Consider the following 21,111-nt stretch of genomic DNA (forward strand, 5'->3'; position numbering starts at 1 on the left):
AAGGAGCGGAGCGGGAGGAGCGAGCGGCTCCGTGGGGTGAGGTCATCTCGGGGTCCCCTCGGTGGCGGGAGCGGAAGCAGCGGCTGCGCGGCGCGGGGCCATCAGGGCCTCCGCCAGGTGCGCCCGTCGCGGGCGAGCATCTGGTCGGCCGACGCCGGACCCCAGGTGCCGGAGTCGTAGGGCTCCGGCTTGCCCTTCCTGGCCCAGGCGGCGATGACGGGGTCGAGGATCTTCCACGACAGCTCGACCTCCTCGTGGCGGGGGAACAGCGGCGGATCGCCGAGCAGCACGTCGAGGATGAGTCGCTCGTACGCCTCGGCGCTGGCCTCGGTGAAGGACCCGCCGTAGGCGAAGTCCATGTTGACGTCGCGGATCTCCATGGCGGTGCCCGGCACCTTCGACCCGAAGCGCATCGTCATGCCCTCGTCGGGCTGCACCCGGATCACGAGGGCGTTCTGGCTGAGGTCCTCGGTCGCGGTCTGGGTGAACGGCAGGTGCGGGGCGCGCTTGAAGACGATGGCGACCTCCGTCACGCGCCGCCCGAGCCGCTTGCCGGTGCGCAGGTAGAACGGCACCCCGGCCCAGCGGCGGGTCTCGACGTTGACGGTGATGGCCGCGAAGGTCTCGGTGGTGGAGGTCTTCTTGATGCCGTCCTCCTCGAGGAATCCCTTGACCTTCTCGCCCCCGGCCCACCCGGCGATGTACTGGCCGCGGGCCGTGGTGGTGTCGAGGCGCGGCGGGAGGGTCGCGGACGCGAGCACCTTCTGCTTCTCCAGGCGCAGGCTCTCCGCGTCGAACGCGATGGGCTCCTCCATCGCCACGAGCGCCATCAGCTGCAGCAGGTGGTTCTGGATGACGTCGCGTGCGGCGCCGATGCCGTCGTAGTAGCCGGCCCGGCCGCCGATGCCGATGTCCTCGGCCATCGTGATCTGCACGTGGTCGACGTAGTTGGCGTTCCAGATCGGCTCGAACATGTTGTTGGCGAAGCGCATCGCCAGGATGTTCTGGACCGTCTCCTTGCCGAGGTAGTGGTCGATGCGGAACACCGATCCCGACGGGAAGACACCGTCGAGGATCGCGTTGAGCTCGCGCGCCGACTCGAGGTCGTGGCCGAACGGCTTCTCCACCACGACCCGGCGCCACTGGTCCGGTGCGGGGTCGGCGAGGCCGTGCTCCTTGAGCTGGCCGACCACGTTGCCGAAGAACGCCGGCGGGATGGCGAGGTAGAACGCCATGTTGCCGCCCGTGCCGCGCAGCTGGTCGAGCTCCTCCACGGTGCGGCGCAGGTGGTCGAAGGCGTCGTCGTCGTCGAAGTCGCCCGGGACGAAGCGGAACCCCTCGGACAACTGGTTCCACACCTCCTCGCGGAACGGTGTGCGGGCGTTCTCCTTGACCGCGTCGTGGACGATCTGCGCGAAGTCCTGGTCGGCCCACTCGCGCCGGGCGAAGCCCACCAGGCTGAACCCCGGAGGCAGCAGGCCGCGGTTGGCGAGGTCGTAGATCGCCGGCATGATCTTCTTGCGCGACAGGTCGCCGGTCACGCCGAACAGGACCATGCCGCACGGGCCGGCGATGCGCGGCAGCCGTCGGTCCTGTGGGTCGCGCAGCGGGTTGACGTAGGTCATGCGGGGTCCCCTAGGGCGGTGTGCGGAGGAGTGGAGCGGCGAGAGGAACGTCTGGTGGTGCTCATCGGCCTCGGTTCTGCCGGTAGAACCGGATCAGCGCCTGGGTGGAGGGGTCCTGCCGGGCAGCGGCCGACGCGTCGCCGGCGACCGCCGGGCGCACCTCCTGGGCGAGCTGCTTGCCGAGCTCGACGCCCCACTGGTCGAAGCTGTCGATGCCCCACACGGCGCCCTGGACGAACGTGATGTGCTCGTAGAGCGCGACCAGCTGGCCGAGCACCGAGGGGGTCAGCGCCGGCGCCATGATGGAGGTGGTGGGCCGGTTGCCGGGGAACGTCCGCGCCGTCACCAGGTCCTCGTCGACGCCCTCGGCCCGGACCTCGTCGGCCGTCCTGCCGAAGGCGAGGGCCCTGGTCTGGGCGAGGAAGTTGGCCAGGAGCAGCTCGTGCACGTCGACCCGCTCGCCGTCGACCTCGTCGACGAGGTCGTACGCCGGCCGCGCGAAGGCGATGAAGTCGGCCGGCACGAGCCGGGTGCCCTGGTGGATGAGCTGGTAGAACGCGTGCTGGCCGTTGGTGCCCGGCTCGCCCCAGAACACCTCGCCGGTCTCGTAGTCGACCGCCGAGCCGTCCCAGCGCACGCCCTTGCCGTTGGACTCCATCGTGAGCTGCTGGAGGTAGGCGGGGAAGCGGTGCAGCAGCTGCGCGTAGGGGAGCACGGCGTGGGTGTGGGCGCCGAGGAAGTTGGCGTACCAGACGTTGAGCAGCCCCATCCGGAGCGGGACGTTGGCCTCCGGAGGGGAGGCGCGGAAGTGCTCGTCCATCGCGTGGAAGCCCGCCAGCATCTCGGCGAAGTGCTCGGGACCGATGGCCACGACCAGCGAGAGGCCGATGGCGGAGTCCATCGAGTAGCGCCCGCCGACCCAGTCCCAGAAGCCGAACGCGTTGGCGGGGTCGATGCCGAAGTCGGCGACCTTGTCGAGCGCGGTCGACACGGCCACGAAGTGCCGGGCGACCGCGTCCTGCGGGTCGCTGCCCTCGGGGAGCCGGTCGAGCAGCCACGCCTTGCAGAGCCGGGCGTTGGTGAGCGTCTCGAGGGTGCCGAAGGTCTTGCTCGAGACGATGAAGAGCGTGGTCTCGGGGTCGAGCCCGGCCAGCGCCTGGCCGGCGTCGGTCGGGTCGATGTTGCTGATGAAGCGGCAGGACAGCCCGTCCTGGCGGTAGGGCTCGAGGGCCTCGTAGGCCATCACCGGGCCCAGGTCCGAGCCACCGATGCCGATGTTGACGACCGTCTCGATGCGCCGGCCGGTGACGCCGGTCCACGCGCCGGACCGTACGCGCTCGGCGAAGTCGTAGACCCGGGCGAGGACCTCGTGGACCTCGGCGACGACGTCCTGGCCGTCGACGGTCAGCGACGTGTCGGCCGGCAGCCGGAGCGCGGTGTGCAGGACCGCGCGGTCCTCGGTGACGTTGATGTGCTCGCCGGCGAACATCGCGTCGCGTCGTGCGGCGACGCCGACCTGGTCGGCCAGTGCCAGCAGCGCGGCCTCCACGTCGGCGTCGACCAGGTTCTTCGACAGGTCGACGTGGAGGTCCGCCGCGGTGAGCGTCTGCCGCTCGACCCACGCCGCCGTCAGGTCGCGACGCAGGTCGGGCTCGTAGGCCTCGGCGAGCGCTGCCAGCCGCGCCCACGCCTCGGTGGTCGTGGGGTCGACGCCGCCGCCGCTCATGCCCGAGCGGCCTCGAGCGACTTCGAGAGGGTCGACTGCAGCTCGTCCCAGGCGACGACGAACTTCTCGACGCCCTCCTGGATCAGGACCTTGATCACGTCGTCGTAGTCGATCCCGGCCTCGGCCAGCGCCTGCATGTGGGCGTGCGCGTCGTCGTAGAACGGTCGTACCCGGTCGCCGCGCACCTCCCCGTGGTCGGCGACGGCGTCGAGGGTCTTCTCCGGCATCGTGTTGACGGTGTTCTCCACGACCAGGTCGACGACGTACATCGTGTCGTCGTAGTCGGGGTTCTTCACGCCGGTCGAGGCCCACAGCGGACGCTGCCTGCGCGCGCCCTTGGCCTCCAGCGCCTCCCAGCGCTCGCCGCGGAAGAACTCCTCGTACATCTGGAACGCCAGCCGGGCGTTGGCGACGCCCGCCTTGCCGCGCAGGGCCGGGTCGGTGCCGGGCCCCTCGGTCGTCGCCTCGAGCCGCTTGTCGATCTCGGAGTCGACGCGCGAGACGAAGAAGGAGGCGACCGAGTGGATGTCGGCGAGCTCGTGGCCGTTGGCGGCCGCCTGCTCGAGCCCGGAGACGTAGGCCTCCATCACGTTGCGGTACTGCTCGAGGCCGAAGATCAGCGTCACGTTGACCGAGATGCCGGCGGCGATGGTCTGGGTGATCGCCGGCCAGCCCTCCTTGGTGCCCGGGATCTTGATCATCACGTTGGGCTCGCCGACGGTCTCGTGGAGCGTGGCGGCCTCCGTGACGGTCTCGTCGGTGTCGTGCGCCAGGCCGGGGGAGACCTCGATCGAGACGCGGCCGTCGACGCCGTCGGTGGCGTCGAAGACCGGGCGCATCACCTTGCAGGCCTCGCGCACGTCGTCGGTGGTGATGACGAGCGTCGCACGGTCGACGTCGGCGCCGTCGGCGGCCAGCTCGCGGACCTGGGCGTCGTAGCGCTCGCCGTCGGCGAGCGCGGTCTGGAAGATGGCGGGGTTGGACGTCACGCCCACGACGTTGCTGTTCTTCACCAGGTCGGCCAGGTTGCCGGTCTCCAGGCGCTCGCGCGAGAGATCGTCGAGCCAGATGGACACCCCGGCGTCGGCCAGGGCCTTGAGACGGTCGTTCATGTGGTGCCTCCTGTGGGTCGTCGTGCGGGACGCGGTCAGTCGGTCAGGGTGCGCAGGCTGTCGCGGGCCGCGTTGGCCACGGCCTCGCCGGTGATGTCGAACTCCTCATAGATCCGCGCGAAGTCGGCCGAGGCGCCGTAGTGGTCGATGGAGACGATGCGGCCGTGGTCGCCGACGTAGTCGCGCCAGCCCTGCTTGACGCCGGCCTCGACCGACACGCGGGCCTTGACGGTGGGCGGCAGGACGGTCTCGCGGTAGGACGCCTCCTGCTCCTCGAACCACTCCAGGCAGGGGAACGAGACGACGCGGGCTCGGACGCCGTCGGCGGCCAGGAGCTCGCGGGCCGCGACCGCCACCTGCACCTCCGAGCCGGTGCCCATCAAGATCACGTCGGGCTCGCCGGCGCGGTCGTCGATGGTGGGGGCGTCGATCAGGACGTAGCCGCCGCGGTGGACGTTGGAGGTGTCGCTGAAGCCGTCCTCGCCGCGGGGGAAGACCGGCACGTTCTGGCGGGTCAGCGCGATGCCGGCGGGCCGGTCGGTGTGCTGGAGCACGGCGTGCCACGCGGCGGCGGTCTCGTTGGCGTCGGCGGGGCGTACGACGTCGAGGCCGGGGATCGCGCGCAGGGCGGCGAGGTGCTCGATCGGCTGGTGCGTCGGGCCGTCCTCGCCGAGGCCGATGGAGTCGTGGGTCCACACGTAGGTGACCGGCAGGCCCATCAGCGCCGCCAGGCGGACCGAGCCGCGCATGTAGTCGCTGAAGGTGAGGAACGTGCCGCCGAAGACGCGGGTGCCGCCGTGCAGCGCGATGCCGTTGAGGATGCCGCCCATGCCGTGCTCGCGGATGCCGAAGTGCAGCACCCGGCCGGCGAGCGGGTCTCCCGTCCACTGGTCGGTGGACCGGCTCTCGGGGATGAACGACGGGGCGTCCTCGATGGTGGTGTTGTTGGACTCGGCGAGGTCGGCGGAGCCGCCCCACAGCTCGGGCATCACGGAGGCGACCGCGTTGATGACCGCGCCGGAGGCCTTGCGGGTGGCCACGCCCTTGGGGTCGGCGTCGAAGCTCGGCAGCACGTCGGCGAGCCCGTCGGGAAGCGCACGGGTCTGCATCCGCTCGAACGTCTGGAGGACCTCGTCGGACGCGGCGGAGCGCCACGCGTCGAAGCGCTCCTGCCACGCGGCCTGCTGCTCCTTGCCGCGCGCCACCAGCGAGCGCGTGCGCTCGATCACGTCGGTCGGCACCTCGAAGTGCTTGTCGGGGTCGAAGCCGAGGACCTCCTTGGTGGCCGCGACCTCCTCCGCGCCCAGGGCGGAGCCGTGGGACTTGCCCGTCCCCTGGGCGTTGGGGGCGGGCCAGGCGATGACGGTGCGCAGCACGATGAGGCTGGGCCGGTCGGTGACCGCGTCGGCCGCGCGGACGGCGGCGTAGAGCTCGGGGACGTCCTCGACGTACTTCGAGCCGTCGTTGGTCCAGTCGACCTCCTGGACGTGCCAGCCGTAGGCCTCGTAGCGCGCGCCGACGTCCTCGGTGAACGCGACGTCGGTGTCGCCCTCGATCGAGATCCGGTTGGCGTCGTAGATCACGGTGAGGTTGCCCAGCTGCTGGGTGCCGGCGATCGAGGAGGCCTCGGCGCTCACGCCCTCCTGCAGGTCGCCGTCGGAGCACAGGGCGTAGACGTGGTGGGTGAACGGGGAGTCGGCCTCGGGGGTGTCGGGGTCGAGCAGGCCACGCTCGCGGCGGGCCGCCATGGCCATGCCGACCGCGTTGGCGACGCCCTGGCCGAGCGGGCCGGTGGTCGTCTCCACGCCGGCGGTGTGGCCGTGCTCGGGGTGGCCGGGGGTCTTGCTGCCCCAGGTGCGCAGCGTGCGCAGGTCCTCGATCTCGAGGCCCCACCCGCCGAGGAACAGCTGGGTGTAGAGGGTGATCGAGCTGTGCCCGCACGACAGCACGAACCGGTCGCGACCGGTCCAGTGCGGGTCGGCCGGGTTGTGCCGCATCACCTTCTGGAACAGCAGGTAGGCCGCCGGGGCCAGGCTCATGGCCGTGCCGGGGTGGCCGTTTCCGACCTTCTGGACCGCGTCCATCGCCAGGACCCGGGACGTGTCGACGGCCCGGCGGTCGATGTCGTCCCACTCGAGGGTGGCGGGCAGGGCGGACTTCTCGGTCAACGCAGTTCCTCTCGATGGGTGCAACCAGGTGCAGTGGAGATCACAGCCCGGCAGGCGTGGCCTCGACTGCGACCCTATCGTCGTGGCCGAGTAGACTCGACCTTGCTCGAGGGTCGTCCCGCACACCGGGAACCAGCTGGCAGCTCGTCCTCCGGTTCCCTCGCCGTCCGCGTTCCATCCGCTCCCGTCCTCCCGAGGTTCTCCACTGTGTCCCACGCCGGCCCGCACGCAGCCGCGTCCGCCCGGCCGTCGACCGGCGGGGGTGCCGATCCCGAGGGGCAGAAGACCTGGCGAGACGTCGTCGCCGCCTACGTCGGCCTCACCAAGCCGCGCGTCATCGAGCTGCTCCTGCTCACCACGGTCCCGGTGATGTTCTTCGCCGAGCGCGGGATCCCGCCGCTCGGCCTCGTGGCCGCCACGGTCGTCGGCGGAGCGCTCTCCGCCGGGTCGGCGTCGGCCTACAACTGCATCTACGACCGCGACATCGACGAGCAGATGCGGCGTACGCGCCGGCGGGCGTTGCCGCGCCACATCGTCTCGCCGGTCTCGGCACTCGTCTTCGCGACCGTGCTGGCGGTGCTGTCGACGGTCGTGCTGGCCCTGTGGGTCAACGTGCTCTCGGCGGTGCTGGCGGTGCTCGCCAACGCGTTCTACGTCTTCGTCTACACGATGCTGCTCAAACGCCGCACCACCCAGAACATCGTCTGGGGCGGCCTGGCGGGCTGCTTCCCGGCGCTGATCGGCTGGACCGCTGTGACCGGCGAGCTGGCCTGGACGCCGGTCGTGCTGTTCCTGGTCGTGTTCTTCTGGACGCCCCCGCACACCTGGGCCCTCGCCCTGCGCTACCGCGAGGACTACCGCAACGTCGACGTGCCGATGCTGCCGGTCGTCAAGCCCGCCGCCGAGGTCGGCCGCCAGGTCGTGATCTACAGCTGGGTGATGGTCGCGACCTCGCTCCTGCTCTGGCCGGTCGCCGACACCAGCCTCGTCTACCCGGTCGCCGCGGCCGTCCTGGGTGCGGTGTTCCTCCTCGAGGCACACCGGATGTGGAAGCGGGCCAAGGGCTCGGAGGCGCTGGTCGACATCAACCCGATGCGGCTCTTCCACGCCTCCAACCTCTACCTCTCGCTGCTCTTCGTCGCCGTCGCGCTGGACCCCCTGCTCGGTCGCTAGCGAAACGTCGGGCTTGTAGCCCAACTTCGAAGGTCTCGTCAGGCGAGTTCGGAAGATTTGGCCGTCTTCTTGAGGAAACGTTCCGGGCCCTTTGGCGCCAACCCCCGTTGAATGCAACATAGGGGGCGGCAGTGGGCCGCCTCCGTGGGAGCAGGGGGTAGTTCTGCATGTCTTCAGCACGAGTACGACGTGACCGGACCGCGGGGGGCGCGACCGGCACTGGGGTTCGTCCTCGCACGCTTCACCGGGGTGTCTCGAGGGTCCTCACCCTCGCCCTGGGGGTGGGTTTCGCGGTCGTCGGCATCGCCGGCGCGGCCAGCGCCCACCACAACACCATCACCGCATCGGTCGTCTGCAAGACGGGTGGCGGCTGGACCGTCACCTGGCGCGTCGTCAACAGCGAGCAGCGCACCGAGACGATCACCGCCAGCAACCGTCCCGCCGTCGTCCCGGTCGGCACGCAGCTGACCAGCGCGCAGGCGCGCACGTTCACCGAGACGGTCACCACCAAGCCGACCTCCACGCAGACGCTGACGCTGTCGGCGCGGTGGACCAACGGCTCGACCGCCACCAACTCGGGCAGCATCGCGGTGTCGAAGTTCTCCGACGGCTGCAACGTCACCACCGTGCAGCCCCCGACGATCCCCGTCATCGACGACTGCGGCCCGGGCAACGCGCGCTACGGCCAGGTGCCCTCGGGGCCGTGGACCTCGGTCACCAATCCCAACGGCAGCGTCACCGTGACGGCCACCGCCGGCAACCAGTTCCCGGGTGGCAAGAAGAGCATCACCTACCCGGTGCCGACCGACAGCAACGAGCCGTGCCCGCTCCCGACCGTGCAGCAGCCGACCGTCACGGTCGTCGACGACTGCGGCCCGGGCAACGCGCACTACGGCCAGGTCCCGGCCGGGCCCTGGACGTCGGTCACCAACCCCGACGGCAGCGTCACGGTGACGGTCACGCCGGGCAACCAGTTCCCCGGCGGACAGACGTCGATCACCTACCCGGCGCCGGTCGACAGCAACCAGCCGTGCCCGGTCGTGACTCCGCCGGTGGTCACCCCGCCGGTCGAGACGCCCGAGGTGCTGCCTGCCGAGGCCCGCATCGTGTCGGCCCGTGCTCGCATGATCGACAAGTGCGGCACCCGCGGTGACGTCTACAAGGTCCACAAGCGTGCCGGCGTGGTCTACACGTCCAACGGCAAGGTCCTGCGCCAGGGCGTGTGGCTCAAGGCCAAGTCGCGCCGCGTGGTCGTCCGCGCGCACGCGGCCGACGCGTCGTTCCGGCTGGAGGGCAAGCAGGTGTGGAAGATGACCTTCCGCACCCGTGCGTGCGCCACTGCACCGGAGGTCGCCCCCAACACCGGGCTGCGATGACGCGGGTCCGTGCTGCCTGGCTCGTGGCCGCGCTCACGCTCTGCGTGAGCGCGGTGGCCGGTCAGGGTGCGGCTCACGCCGCCCCTGACCGGCTCACGATCGCGCGCACCGGCACCGACGCCGTCGTGATCAAGGTGCCGGCGCGCAACGACACGCTCGCCGTCGGCAACCGGCTCCGCGGTGCCGTCTACACCTGGTCCAAGGGCGACCCGCCCTGCGACCCCACCGGCAGCACCGTCTACGCCGGGCACGCGTGGCGCGCCGGCAACGGGGTGGCCGACCGCTGGGCGACCCTGCGGCGCGGCGACAGGATCACCGTCGCCGGCTGCCGCTTCGAGGTCACCAAGCGCGAGTTCTGGCCGGCCAAGCGGCGGATGGGCTCGCTCTACTCCGTCGCGGGCCCGGCCCGCATCGTGCTCGTCGGCTGCAAGGCCGACGACTACTCCAAGCGGACGGTCGTCTTCGCCCGCAAGCTGTGACCGGTCGGCCCTCGTCCCTGCCGAGTACGCCTAGGACGGGCCGATGCGCGTGGCGGCGAGCCTCTGCGGCTCGCCGTCCGCGCGCGCCTCCGCGGAGCCCTGGTGGGGCAGCACGGCCAGCGCGATGCGGGCGAGCCCCGCCGCGAGCAGGCCGGCGCCGAGCATGTGCAGCGCCACCAGGCCGATCGGGAGCTCCAGCCAGTACTGGACCCAGCCGAGCACGCCCTGGAGCACCTCGATCAGCAGCACCAGCGCGGTGACCTGCGCCAGCCACCGGTGCCCGCCGCGCAGCGCCACGACGAGCAGCGCCACGGTCAGTGCGACGAGGACGTAGACCGCGATCGCGTGGACCTGCGACACGACGGCCGGGTCGAGGTCGTTGCGCGGGGAGTCGGTGTCGCCGGCGTGCGGACCCGCCCCGGTCACGACCGTGCCGAGGTAGAGCACCACCCAGCCGACCGCGAGGTTGGCCCAGGCGAGCGCGCGTGGCAGGGCCGGAGCGAGCCCTCGTGAGGGGCTGCGCAGCTCGTCGAGCAGCGCGACGCAGACCATGATGATCGCCATCGACAGCAGGAAGTGGCCCGACACGATCCACGGGTTGAGGTCGGTGAGCACGGTGATGCCGCCGAGCACGGCCTGCAGGGGGATCCCGAGGCCGATGACGAGCGCCAGCCGCGTCGCCCGCCGGTGCCGGGCGCCGACGGCGGCGAGGAAGCACAGCACCGCCACCGCCGCCAGCACGAAGGTGAGCAGCCGGTTGCCGAACTCGATGGCGCCGTGCATGCCGAGCTCGCCGTGGGCGACGTACGACTCGTCGGTGCAGCGCGGCCACGTCGGGCAGCCCAGGCCGGAGCCGGTCAGCCGCACGGCGGCGCCGGTGACGACGATGCCGATGTTGGCGAGCAGGTTGGCGACCGCGAGGGGCCAGAGGAACCGTGCGAGACGGTCGAGCAGGGTGTGTCCCATCATTCCCACCTGAAGGTCCGTGCAGTGAGCAGCGTGCCGAGCAGCGTCCACGCCGCCAGCACGAGCAGTGATCGAGCGTCGATGCTCGCGTGCACCAGTGCCGCGCGCATCGCCTCGCCGAGCGCGCCCGAGGGCAGCCACTCGACGACCGCGCCGGCGGCGCCGTAGGTGCTGGCGGGCAGGACGATGCCGCCGCCCGCCATGAGGAGCAGGTAGACGAGGTTGGCCAGCGCGAGCGTGGCCTCGGCGCGGAGCGCGCCGGCGACGAGGAGTCCGAGCGAGGCGAAGGCGGCGGTGCCGAGGGCCACGGCGAGCACCACGCCCAGCACCGTGCGTGCGGGGTCGTCGAGCGACGGCTCCCACCCCATGGGGAGGGCGACGGCGACGAGCACCACGAGCTGGAGCGCGACGACGCTGAGCAGCGCCACCACCTTGCCCAGCAGGAGGCCGTGGCGCGGCAGCGGCGAGGAGCCGAGCAGCTTGATCACGCCGTAGCGCCGCTCGAAGCCGGTGGCGATGGCGACCGAGGTGAACGCGGTCGACATGACGGCGAGCCCGAGCACGCCCGGGGTGAGGACGTCGATCGCCGCGCGGCCGTCGACCGTGCGGTCGAGGCGGGCGGCCGCCACGACGCCGCCCACGAGCACGATCACCGGGATCACGATGGCGAGCAGCAGTTGCTCGCCGTTGCGCAGCATCAGCCGCGCCTCCATCCGGGCCTGGGCCAGGACCATCGTCGCGAGCGATGCCGCACCCGGGTCGGGGGCGAACATGCCGCTCGACCGAGCGGAGCCGGCGGTGCCGACGGCGCTGAGGCCGGTCTCGGGGGGCGGTGTCGTGCTCACGGCGCCAGCTCCCGTCCGGTGAGCTCGAGGAACACGTCCTCCAGGGTGCGCTGACCGAGGGTCAGCGTCTGGGGAAGCACGTCGTGGAGCTCGCACCAGCGCGACACCCGACCGAGCGTGGAGGCGTCGGCCGGGCCGTGGATGAGCATGCTGACGTCGTCGAGCTGGCGGACCTCGGTCTCCGGGCCGAGCTCGGCGCGGAGCGACTCGGGCGCACCGTCGGGGAAGGGCCGGTTGACCACCAGCCGGATGGTCGCCGAGCGGCCGCCGCGGGTGAGCTCGGCCGGGGTGCCGCTCGTGATCACGGTGCCGCGGTCGATGATGTGGATCCGGTCGGCGAGGTGCTCGGCCTCGTCCATGTGGTGGGTCGTCAGCACGACGGTCACCCCGTCGGCGCGGACCTCCTCGAGCAGCTCCCACGTCGTGCGCCGCGCCTGCGGGTCCATGCCGGCGGTGGGCTCGTCGACGAACACGAGCTCGGGGCGCCCCACGAGCGCGATGGCGAGCCCGAGCCGCTGCTTCTGCCCGCCCGAGAGCCGGCGGTAGGGGGTGCGCCCGCAGTCGCCGAGGCCGAGCCGCTCCACGAGCATCCCCGTCGCGAGCGGACGGGCGTGCAGCGACGCCATGTGCTCGAGCATCTCCACCGCGCGTACGCCGCTCCACGCGCCGCCGCTCTGCAGCATGACCCCGATCCTGGGGTGGAGTGCCGCGCGGTCGCGCTGCGGGTCGAGGCCGAGGACGCGCACGGTGCCGCGCTGTGGGGCGCGGTAGCCCTCACACGTCTCGAGCGTGGTCGTCTTGCCCGCCCCGTTGGGGCCCAGCACGGCGGTGACCGAGCCGCGGGCCACCTCGAGCGAGAGCCCGTCGACGGCCACCTTGTCGCCGTAGGCCATCACCAGGCCGTCGATCTCGACGGCGGGGGAGGCTGGCGGCACGTCCCGATTCTAGGTGCGGGTTAATCAGGAGCGGTTGTCGGTCCCCGCGACTAGCGTGACGGCCATGGCACTCTCGTACGCGATCGAGGCCGAGGGCCTCGTCAAGCACTTCGGTGACACCGTCGCCGTCGACGGGGTCTCGTTCGTCGTCCCCCAGGGCTCGGTGCTCGGGCTCCTCGGCCCCAACGGCGCCGGCAAGACGACCACCGTGCGGATGATGACCACCCTGACCCGGCCCACCGCGGGCACCGGGCGGGTGGCCGGTCACGACATCCTGGCCGACCCGGCGGCCGTGCGGCGCAGCATGGGCCTGACGGGGCAGGCCGCGACCGTCGACGAGCTCCTCACCGGCCGGGAGAACCTCCGCCTCATCGGCAGCCTCTACGGCCTCGACCCCGCCTACATCCGGCGCGCCAGCGACGAGCTGCTGGAGCGCTTCTCGCTCTCCGACGCCGGCAACCGCACGGCCAAGACCTACTCCGGTGGCATGCGGCGACGCCTCGACCTCGCGGTCAGCCTCATCGCGACGCCTCCCGTGCTCTTCCTCGACGAGCCGACCACGGGCCTCGACCCCCGCTCGCGCGTGGAGCTGTGGGAGGTGCTGCGCGAGCTCGTCGCCGACGGCACGACCCTGCTGCTGACCACTCAGTATCTCGAGGAGGCCGACCAGCTCGCCGACAACATCGTGGTCATCGACCGCGGCACGGTCATCGCGGAGGGCACCCCGCTCCAGCTCAAGGACCAGTCCGGCGCCGCCGCGCTCGTCGTGACGGTCTCCCACGCCGGCGAGCTCGAGGCGGCCCGGACGCTGCTGCGCCCGCACGTGCGCGAGGTCCACGTCGACGCCGGCGCGCGCCAGCTCACCGCTCCCGCGGAGGGCCTGGGGCACATGACCCGCGTGGCCGCGATCTTCGACGAGAGCGACATCGTGCTCGACGACATCGGGCTCAAGAGGCCGAGCCTCGACGACGTGTTCCTCCACCTCACCGGGCACCGCGCCGAGCAGCCGACCGACGACCAGCTGACCGACGACCAGGAGGGCGGCGACCACGCCGACGGTGCCGGACACGCCGGCCGGGGTGCGGGGGAGACCGCCGGAGGGATGGCCCGATGACCACGCTCGAACGACCGGAGATCCGCACCACCGGGCTGCTGACGCAGTCGTGGGCCATCGCCCGGCGCAACTTCCTCCACATCAGGCGCATGCCCGAGATGCTGATGGACGTCACCATCCAGCCGGTCATGTTCGTGCTGCTCTTCGCCTACGTCTTCGGCTCCTCGATCGACGTGGCGACGCCCGCGGGCTACCGGGCGTTCCTGCTCGCCGGGATCATGGCCCAGACCGTCGCGTTCGCGTCCTTCATCGTCGCCGTCGGCCTCACCGCCGACCTCGACAAGGGGATCGTCGACCGGATGCGCTCGCTCCCGATCAACCCCGCTGCAGTCCTCGTGGGCCGCAGCATGTCGAGCCTGGTGCACGCCTCGATCGGCCTGGTGGTGATGTCGCTGACCGGCCTGCTGATCGGCTGGCGCATCCACACCAACGTGCTGGAGGCCGCCCTGGGCTACCTCCTGCTCCTCGGGTGGGGCTTCGCGATGATCTGGATCGGCATCTGGGTGGGCTCGGCGATGAGGTCGGTCGAGGCCGTCAACGGCGTGATGTTCGCGACGATGTTCCCGATCACGTTCCTGGCCAACACCTTCGCGCCCACCGACCGGATGCCGACCTTCCTGCGGGTGATCGCCGAGTGGAACCCGATCTCCTCGCTCACCCAGGCCGTGCGCGAGCTCTGGGGCAACGACCAGCCGCTGGCCGCGGGGGCGGCGTTCCCCATGCACCACCCGATCCCCTTCACCATCGGCTGGATCGTCCTCATCACCGCGGTCGTGGCGCCCCTGGCCATCCGCACCTTCCGGGCCCGCACCGCCGACTGAGTCGACCCGCCCGTCGTGGTGGCTCCGGTCACTTAGGTGACCCTTGCTTGAACCACGGGAAGCATTAACGACACACTTGCGTTGTGGAATTCGTGAGGACAGCCAACGGACAGCGTGAGGGCGATGCGCCCACGCGCGACCGCGTGGCCCGCACGATCCTCGAGAACGGCCCCTCCACGGCCGCCGACCTGGCGCTGCGCCTGGACCTCACGCCCGCCGCCGTGCGCCGCCACCTCGACCACCTCAGCGACGAGGGAGTCGTGGAGTCGCGCGAGCAGAAGGTCTACGGCACCCGCGGGCGCGGTCGCCCCGCCAAGGTCTTCGCCCTGACCCAGGCCGGGCGCGACAGCTTCGACCAGCAGTACGACGACCTCGCCATGCAGGCGCTGCGGTTCCTGGCCGAGACCCAGGGCGAGGACGCGGTCGTCGAGTTCGCCCGGCGCCGGGTCTCGTTCGTGGAGCGCGACTACGCCACCGTCGTCGCCGGCGACCCCGACCTCACCCCGGCCGAGGCCCTCGCCAAGGTCTTCACCCAGAACGGCTACGCCGCCTCGGTGCGCGACCTCGCGCCCGTGCGCGGCATCAGCGTGGGGGAGCAGCTGTGCCAGCAGCACTGCCCGGTCTCCCACGTCGCCCACGAGTTCCCGCAGCTCTGCGAGGCCGAGACCGAGGCGATCGCCTCCGTTCTCGGCACCCACGTCCAGCGGTTGGCGACCATCGCCCACGGCGACGGCGTCTGCACCACGTGCATCCCCCAGACCCTCAAGACGGACCCGAAGACGGACCCGACAAAGGAGCAGTCATGACCCAGAACCTGAGCATCGAAGACCTCAACCCGGAGCTCAAGGGCATCGGCCGCTACGAGTTCGGGTGGGCGGACAGCGACGACGCCGGCGCCACCGCGACCCGCGGCCTCAACGAGGACGTCGTACGCGACATCTCCGGCAAGAAGTCCGAGCCGCAGTGGATGCTCGACCTGCGCCTGAAGGGCCTCAAGCTCTTCCACCGCAAGCCGATGCCCACGTGGGGCTCCGACCTGTCGACGATCGACTTCGACAACATCAAGTACTTCGTGCGCTCCTCGGAGAAGCAGGCCACCTCGTGGGAGGAGCTGCCCGAGGACATCAAGAACACCTACGACAAGCTCGGCATCCCCGAGGCGGAGAAGCAGCGCCTCGTGGCCGGTGTGGCCGCGCAGTACGAGTCGGAGGTCGTCTACCACTCGATCCGCGAGGACCTCGAGGAGAAGGGCGTCATCTTCGTCGACACCGACACCGCGCTGAAGGAGCACGAGGAGCTCTTCAAGGAGTACTTCGGCACCGTCATCCCGGTCGGTGACAACAAGTTCGCCGCGCTCAACACCTCGGTGTGGTCGGGCGGCTCGTTCATCTACGTGCCCAAGGGCGTCCACGTCGACATCCCGCTCCAGGCCTACTTCCGGATCAACACCGAGAACATGGGCCAGTTCGAGCGGACGCTGATCATCGCCGACGAGGACTCCTACGTGCACTACGTGGAGGGCTGCACCGCGCCGATCTACTCCTCCGACTCGCTGCACTCCGCCGTCGTGGAGATCATCGTCAAGAAGGGCGCCCGCGTCCGCTACACGACGATCCAGAACTGGTCCAACAACGTCTACAACCTCGTCACCAAGCGCGCGACCTGCGACGCCGGCGCGACGATGGAGTGGGTCGACGGCAACATCGGCTCCAAGGTGACGATGAAGTACCCCGCCGTCTACCTGATGGGCGAGCACGCCAAGGGCGAGACGCTCTCCATCGCGTTCGCGGGCGAGGGCCAGCACCAGGACGCCGGCGCCAAGATGGTGCACGCGGCGCCCCACACGTCGAGCTCGATCCTGAGCAAGTCGGTGGCGCGCGGTGGCGGGCGCACGTCCTACCGCGGCCTGATCCAGGTCAACGAGGGCGCCTACGGCTCGAAGTCCAACGTGCTCTGCGACGCCCTGCTGGTCGACCAGATCAGCCGCAGCGACACCTACCCCTACGTCGACATCCGCGAGGACGACGTGTCGATGGGCCACGAGGCGAGCGTCTCGAAGGTCTCCGACGACCAGCTCTTCTACCTCATGTCGCGCGGCATGGAGCAGGACGAGGCGATGGCGATGATCGTGCGCGGCTTCGTCGAGCCGATCGCCAAGGAGCTGCCGATGGAGTACGCCCTCGAGCTCAACCGCCTGATCGAGCTGCAGATGGAGGGCGCGGTCGGCTGACCCACGCCGCCCGCCCTCGTCCGACGTACCAGAAAGAGATGTAGTGACCGTCACCACCGATTCCGTCCGCTCCGCCCTGGAGCAGGCACCCGCCGAGCGGGTCGAGAGCCACCTGCACCCCGCCGGCTCCTTCGCCGTCGCCGACCACGAGGTGCCGACCGGCCGTGAGGAGATCTGGCGCTTCACGCCGCTCAAGCGGCTCAAGGGCCTGCACGCCGACGCGCCGCTCGACGGGCGCAACGTCGACGCCTCCTGGACCGCCCCCGAGGGCGTGTCCGTCGGCGTCGTCACCGGCGACGAGGCCACGGCGCTGCGCGGCGTGAGCGGCTGGGTGCCCAACACCCGGTTCACCGCCCGCGTCCTCGCCGACGTGCCCGCGACGCTGCTCGTCGACGTCCCCGCCGACGTCGAGGCCACCGAGCCGATCGTCCTCGAGGTCGACGGCACCGACGCCGACGTCACCAGCGGTGCCCACGTCGTGCTGCGGTTCGGGCGCCACAGCAAGGCCGTCGTCGTGCTCAACCACACCGGCTCGGCCGCGGTCGCGGCCGTGGTCGAGGTCGTGGTCGCCGACGGCGCCGAGGCGAGCGTCGTCTCGATCCAGGACTGGTCCGACGACGCCGTCCACCTCTCGCACCACCAGGCGCTCGTGGGTCGTGACGCGACCTACAAGCACACCGCCATCTCCTTCGGCGGCGACCTGGTGCGGATGGACGCCAACGTCACCTACGACGGTCCCGGTGGCTCAGCCGAGCTGCTCGGCCTCTACTTCGCCGACGCCGGCCAGCACATCGAGCACCGGATCTTCGCCGACCACACCGCCCCCCGCACGAAGTCGCACGCCGTCTACAAGGGCGCGCTGCAGGGCGAGAAGGCGCACACCGTGTGGGTCGGCAACGTGCTGATCCGCAAGGTCGCCGAGGGCATCGAGACCTACGAGGAGAACCGCAACCTGGTCCTCACCGACGGCTGCCAGGCCGACTCGATCCCCAACCTCGAGATCGAGACCGGCGAGATCGAGGGCGCCGGCCACGCCTCGGCCACCGCACGGTTCGACGACGAGCAGCTGTTCTACCTCCAGTCCCGCGGCATCTCCGAGCAGGAGGCCCAGCGACTGGTCGTGCACGGCTTCTTCAACGACCTGATCCGCCAGGTCGGCGTCCCGTCCATCGAGGACCGGCTGCTCTCGACCGTCGAGGCCGAGCTCGCCAAGAACGTCCTCAAGGACGTCGGCTCGCTCGCCGCCTTCGGATCGGGGGCCTGATGGCGTTCGAGCGCGCCTGCTCCCTCGACGAGGTCTCGGCCGACCAGGGCCTCGCCGTGACCCTCGGACGCTACGAGATCGTCGTCGCCCGCAACGGCGACGAGGTCTTCGCGCTGGAGAACGAGTGCAGCCACGCCGCGGTCGCGCTCAGCGAGGGCGAGGTCGCCGACTGCCAGATCGAGTGCTGGCTGCACGGGTCGATGTTCGACCTGCGCACCGGCAAGCCGACCAACCTGCCGGCGACGGAGCCCGTCGCCACCTTCCCGATCGAGGTACGCGGCACCGACGTGTACATCGACACCGAGACCACCCTGAACGGAGTCACCCCCGCATGAGCAAGCTGGACATCCAGGACCTTCACGTCACCGTGGACACCGAGGACGGCCCCAAGGAGATCCTCAAGGGCGTCACCCTCACCATCAAGGACGGGGAGACCCACGCCATCATGGGGCCCAACGGCTCCGGCAAGTCGACGCTGGCCTACTCCATCGCCGGCCACCCCAAGTACACGATCACCGGCGGCTCGGTGACGCTGGACGGCCAGGACGTGCTGTCGCTCTCCGTCGACGAGCGCGCCCGCGCCGGCCTGTTCCTCGCCATGCAGTACCCCGTCGAGGTGCCCGGCGTCTCGGTCTCCAACTTCCTGCGCACCGCCAAGACGGCCATCGACGGCGAGGCCCCCAAGCTCCGCACCTGGGTCAAGGACGTCAACGGCGCCCTCGAGCGGCTCAACCTCGACTCGTCCTTCGGCACCCGCAGCGTCAACGAGGGCTTCTCCGGCGGCGAGAAGAAGCGCCACGAGATCGCCCAGCTCGAGCTGCTCGACCCCAAGGTCGCGGTGCTTGACGAGACCGACTCCGGCCTCGACATCGACGCGCTCAAGATCGTCGCCGAGGGCGTCAACCGCTTCCGCGCCCGCGAGGGCAAGGGTGTCCTGCTGATCACCCACTACACCCGCATCCTGCGCTACATCGAGCCCGACTACGTCCACGTGTTCGTCGACGGCAAGGTCGCCGAGTCCGGCGGCAAGGAGCTCGCCGACCAGCTCGAGGCCGAGGGCTACGACCGCTTCCTCACCGCGGCGCGCTGAGCAGCACGGCGCACCCTCGACCCTCCGCCGTGACCAGCACGGTGCCCCCCACCGCCCGAAAGGGGTACGACATGGAAGGACTGCTTCCGGATCTCGACGTGATCCGCAAGGACTTCCCGATCCTCGAGCGCACGCTCGCGGGCGGAGTGCCGCTGGTCTACCTCGACAGCGCCAACACCTCGCAGAAGCCGCAGATCGTCATCGACACGATGGTCGACCACCTCGAGCGGCACAACGCCAACATCGCCCGGGCGATGCACCAGCTCGGCGCCGAGTCGACCGAGGCCTACGAGGCGGCGCGCGACCAGGTGGCGGCGTTCCTCAACGCGCCCTCGCGCAACGAGGTCGTCTTCACCAAGAACGCCACCGAGGCGCTCAACCTGCTGGCCCGCACCATCGAGCTCGGCCCCGGCGACAACGTCGTCATCACCGAGATGGAGCACCACTCCAACATCGTGTCGTGGCAGCTCGCGTGCGAGCGCTCGGGCGCCGAGCTGCGGTGGTTCGGGCTGACCGACGACGGCCGGCTCGACATGGCCGACGCCGACCGGCTGGTCGACGAGCACACCAAGGTGGTCGCCTTCACCTGGGTCTCCAACATGCTCGGCACGATCAACCCGGTCACCGACCTGGTGGCGCGCGCCCGGGCGGTCGGAGCCGTGTCGGTGGTCGACGCCTCGCAGGCGGCGCCCCAGCTGCCCGTCGACGTCCAGGCCACCGGGTGCGACTTCCTGGTCTTCACCGGCCACAAGGTCTGCGGCCCGACCGGGATCGGCGTGCTGTGGGGCCGCGAGGAGCTGCTCAACGAGCTTCCGCCCTTCCACGGCGGCGGCGAGATGATCGAGACCGTGACCATGGCGCGCTCGACGTACGCCAAGGCGCCCCACCGCTTCGAGGCCGGCACCCCGCCGATCGTCGAGGCGGTCGGGCTCGGCGCGGCCGTCGACTACCTCCGTCACATCGGCCTGGACTCCGTCCACCGCCACGAGCAGGCGATCACGGCGTACGCCCTCGAGGGCCTGCAGACCGTCCCGGGCCTCACGGTCCTCGGCCCGCTCGACGCGGCCGACCGCGGCGGCGCGATCGCCTTCGAGCTCGAGGGCGTGCACCCGCACGACATCGCCCAGGTGCTCGACTCGCGCGGCGTCGCCGTGCGCGCCGGGCACCACTGCGCCAAGCCGGCGCACGCCCGGTTCGGGGTGCAGAGCTCGACGCGGATGTCGTCCTACCTCTACACGACCCCCGCCGAGATCGACGCGCTGGTCGAGGGCCTCCACCACACCCGCAGCTACTTCAAGGTGGGCTGAGATGAGCACCGACCTCGACGCGCTCTACCAGGAGATCATCCTGGACCACTACAAGAACCCGCACCACAAGGGCCTGCGCGACCCCTTCGAGTCCGAGGTGCACCACGTCAACCCGACCTGCGGCGACGAGGTCACCCTGCGGGTGCACCTGTCGGACGGGGTCGTGGAGGACGTGTCCTACGACTCGGTCGGCTGCTCGATCTCCCAGGCGTCCGCGTCCGTGATGGCCGACCTGGTGATCGGCAAGCCGGTCGACGAGGCGATGACGATCCACCAGAGGTTCCTCGAGCTGATGCAGGGCAAGGGTCAGGTCGAGCCCGACGAGGACGTCCTCGAGGACGGCATCGCCTTCGCCGGTGTCGCCAAGTTCCCCGCGCGCGTGAAGTGCGCACTGCTCTCCTGGATGGCGTGGAAGGACGCGACCAGCCAGGCCCAGACCGAAGGAGAGACCCGATGACCGAGTCCACCCACCAGACCGACCACAGCGACCTGCCCGAGGTGCCCGAGGCCATCGGTGCTGGCGCCACAGGCGGCACGTCGACGGTCACCGTCGACGACGTCACCGAGGCGATGAAGGACGTCGTCGACCCCGAGCTGGGGATCAACGTCGTCGACCTCGGCCTGGTCTACGGCGTGCATCTCGACGAGCACAGCAACGCCGTGCTCGACATGACGCTCACCTCGGCGGCCTGCCCGCTGACCGACGTCATCACCGACCAGACCGAGTCGGCCCTCGAGGGCCTCGTCGGCGACGTCGCCATCAACTGGGTGTGGATGCCGCCGTGGGGCCCCGACAAGATCACCGACGACGGTCGCGAGCAGCTGCGCGCGCTCGGCTTCAACGTCTGAGGCCGACCCGTCGGGAGGGCCGGGCCGACGC

The 21,111-nt window shown here is 70.9% G+C and carries 20 protein-coding genes; 13 read left to right on the forward strand and 7 right to left on the reverse strand.

The features are described 5' to 3' along the window. Positions 1 to 101: 101 nt before the first annotated feature. From zwf to tkt, 4 genes are all read right to left on the reverse strand, one after another. Positions 102 to 1,625 (reverse strand): glucose-6-phosphate dehydrogenase, encoded by a 1,524-nt coding sequence (gene zwf, locus AC4H2S_RS19440; RefSeq protein ID WP_491498632.1) that lies wholly within the window; start codon positions 1,623 to 1,625, stop codon positions 102 to 104. A 61-nt stretch (positions 1,626 to 1,686) separates the two neighbouring features. After that, entirely contained in the window at positions 1,687 to 3,351 is a 1,665-nt protein-coding gene (gene pgi / locus AC4H2S_RS19445; protein WP_491498633.1) for a glucose-6-phosphate isomerase, read from the reverse strand. Further along, positions 3,348 to 4,463 carry a transaldolase gene (gene tal, locus AC4H2S_RS19450; protein ID WP_491498634.1) on the reverse strand — a complete coding sequence of 372 codons (1,116 nt, stop codon included), beginning with the start codon at positions 4,461 to 4,463 and terminating at the stop codon, positions 3,348 to 3,350. The genes pgi and tal overlap by 4 nt, the downstream gene beginning before the upstream one ends. Positions 4,464 to 4,498: 35 nt before the next feature. After that, positions 4,499 to 6,613: a transketolase gene (tkt, locus tag AC4H2S_RS19455; protein WP_491498687.1), complete on the reverse strand. Its 2,115-nt coding sequence runs from the start codon at positions 6,611 to 6,613 to the stop codon at positions 4,499 to 4,501. Positions 6,614 to 6,838: 225 nt separating this feature from the next. Here tkt and AC4H2S_RS19460 point away from each other — a divergent pair, with 225 nt between their 5' ends. The 3 genes from AC4H2S_RS19460 to AC4H2S_RS19470 all read left to right on the forward strand — a co-directional run bounded on the left by AC4H2S_RS19460 (position 6,839) and on the right by AC4H2S_RS19470 (position 9,659). Continuing rightward, positions 6,839 to 7,804, forward strand: a complete 966-nt coding sequence (locus AC4H2S_RS19460; protein ID WP_491498635.1) for a heme o synthase — start codon at positions 6,839 to 6,841, stop codon at positions 7,802 to 7,804. Positions 7,805 to 8,085: 281 nt separating this feature from the next. Continuing rightward, on the forward strand, positions 8,086 to 9,180 hold the full coding sequence (locus tag AC4H2S_RS19465; protein WP_491498636.1) for a hypothetical protein: 1,095 nt from the start codon (positions 8,086 to 8,088) through the stop codon (positions 9,178 to 9,180). Next, the gene (locus AC4H2S_RS19470) at positions 9,177 to 9,659 is read left to right on the forward strand and encodes a class F sortase (protein WP_491498637.1); all 483 of its coding nucleotides are present in this window, start codon (positions 9,177 to 9,179) and stop codon (positions 9,657 to 9,659) included. Before AC4H2S_RS19465 ends, AC4H2S_RS19470 begins: the two co-directional genes overlap by 4 nt. Before the next feature lie 30 nt (positions 9,660 to 9,689). On the opposite strand, the gene AC4H2S_RS19475 is transcribed toward AC4H2S_RS19470, so the two are convergent. Genes AC4H2S_RS19475 through AC4H2S_RS19485 form a run of 3 tightly spaced genes read right to left on the reverse strand, consistent with a single transcriptional unit; the run spans position 9,690 to position 12,405 of the window. Continuing rightward, the gene (locus tag AC4H2S_RS19475; RefSeq protein ID WP_491498638.1) at positions 9,690 to 10,625 is read right to left on the reverse strand and encodes a COX15/CtaA family protein; all 936 of its coding nucleotides are present in this window, start codon (positions 10,623 to 10,625) and stop codon (positions 9,690 to 9,692) included. Continuing rightward, a complete protein-coding gene (locus AC4H2S_RS19480) occupies positions 10,625 to 11,470 on the reverse strand; it encodes an ABC transporter permease (protein ID WP_491498639.1) in 846 nt (281 codons plus the stop codon). Before AC4H2S_RS19480 ends, AC4H2S_RS19475 begins: the two co-directional genes overlap by 1 nt. Then, positions 11,467 to 12,405, reverse strand: a complete 939-nt coding sequence (locus AC4H2S_RS19485; protein WP_491498640.1) for an ABC transporter ATP-binding protein — start codon at positions 12,403 to 12,405, stop codon at positions 11,467 to 11,469. Before AC4H2S_RS19485 ends, AC4H2S_RS19480 begins: the two co-directional genes overlap by 4 nt. A 64-nt stretch (positions 12,406 to 12,469) precedes the next feature. Here AC4H2S_RS19485 and AC4H2S_RS19490 point away from each other — a divergent pair, with 64 nt between their 5' ends. The 10 genes from AC4H2S_RS19490 to AC4H2S_RS19535 all read left to right on the forward strand — a co-directional run bounded on the left by AC4H2S_RS19490 (position 12,470) and on the right by AC4H2S_RS19535 (position 21,080). Then, positions 12,470 to 13,519, forward strand: a complete 1,050-nt coding sequence (locus AC4H2S_RS19490) for an ATP-binding cassette domain-containing protein (protein WP_491498641.1) — start codon at positions 12,470 to 12,472, stop codon at positions 13,517 to 13,519. Continuing rightward, positions 13,516 to 14,340 (forward strand): ABC transporter permease, encoded by an 825-nt coding sequence (locus AC4H2S_RS19495; protein ID WP_491498642.1) that lies wholly within the window; start codon positions 13,516 to 13,518, stop codon positions 14,338 to 14,340. The genes AC4H2S_RS19490 and AC4H2S_RS19495 overlap by 4 nt, the downstream gene beginning before the upstream one ends. A gap of 92 nt (positions 14,341 to 14,432) precedes the next feature. Then, the gene (locus AC4H2S_RS19500) at positions 14,433 to 15,146 is read left to right on the forward strand and encodes a helix-turn-helix transcriptional regulator (protein WP_491498688.1); all 714 of its coding nucleotides are present in this window, start codon (positions 14,433 to 14,435) and stop codon (positions 15,144 to 15,146) included. Continuing rightward, positions 15,143 to 16,570, forward strand: coding sequence for a Fe-S cluster assembly protein SufB (gene sufB / locus AC4H2S_RS19505; protein WP_491498643.1), 1,428 nt, complete (start codon positions 15,143 to 15,145; stop codon positions 16,568 to 16,570). Before AC4H2S_RS19500 ends, sufB begins: the two co-directional genes overlap by 4 nt. Positions 16,571 to 16,613: 43 nt before the next feature. Beyond that, on the forward strand, positions 16,614 to 17,834 hold the full coding sequence (gene sufD, locus AC4H2S_RS19510; RefSeq protein WP_491498644.1) for a Fe-S cluster assembly protein SufD: 1,221 nt from the start codon (positions 16,614 to 16,616) through the stop codon (positions 17,832 to 17,834). Then, the gene (locus AC4H2S_RS19515; RefSeq protein ID WP_186342581.1) at positions 17,834 to 18,169 is read left to right on the forward strand and encodes a non-heme iron oxygenase ferredoxin subunit; all 336 of its coding nucleotides are present in this window, start codon (positions 17,834 to 17,836) and stop codon (positions 18,167 to 18,169) included. The genes sufD and AC4H2S_RS19515 overlap by 1 nt, the downstream gene beginning before the upstream one ends. Further along, positions 18,166 to 18,924, forward strand: a complete 759-nt coding sequence (gene sufC / locus AC4H2S_RS19520; protein WP_491498645.1) for a Fe-S cluster assembly ATPase SufC — start codon at positions 18,166 to 18,168, stop codon at positions 18,922 to 18,924. Before AC4H2S_RS19515 ends, sufC begins: the two co-directional genes overlap by 4 nt. Positions 18,925 to 18,995: 71 nt before the next feature. Then, on the forward strand, positions 18,996 to 20,231 hold the full coding sequence (locus AC4H2S_RS19525; protein WP_491498646.1) for a cysteine desulfurase: 1,236 nt from the start codon (positions 18,996 to 18,998) through the stop codon (positions 20,229 to 20,231). A gap of 1 nt (position 20,232) precedes the next feature. Then, positions 20,233 to 20,688 carry a Fe-S cluster assembly sulfur transfer protein SufU gene (sufU, locus tag AC4H2S_RS19530; protein ID WP_491498647.1) on the forward strand — a complete coding sequence of 152 codons (456 nt, stop codon included), beginning with the start codon at positions 20,233 to 20,235 and terminating at the stop codon, positions 20,686 to 20,688. After that, positions 20,685 to 21,080, forward strand: a complete 396-nt coding sequence (locus AC4H2S_RS19535) for a metal-sulfur cluster assembly factor (RefSeq protein ID WP_491498648.1) — start codon at positions 20,685 to 20,687, stop codon at positions 21,078 to 21,080. Before sufU ends, AC4H2S_RS19535 begins: the two co-directional genes overlap by 4 nt. Positions 21,081 to 21,111: the final 31 nt, after the last annotated feature.

Source organism: Nocardioides sp. Z13_37 (genome assembly GCF_058355585.1).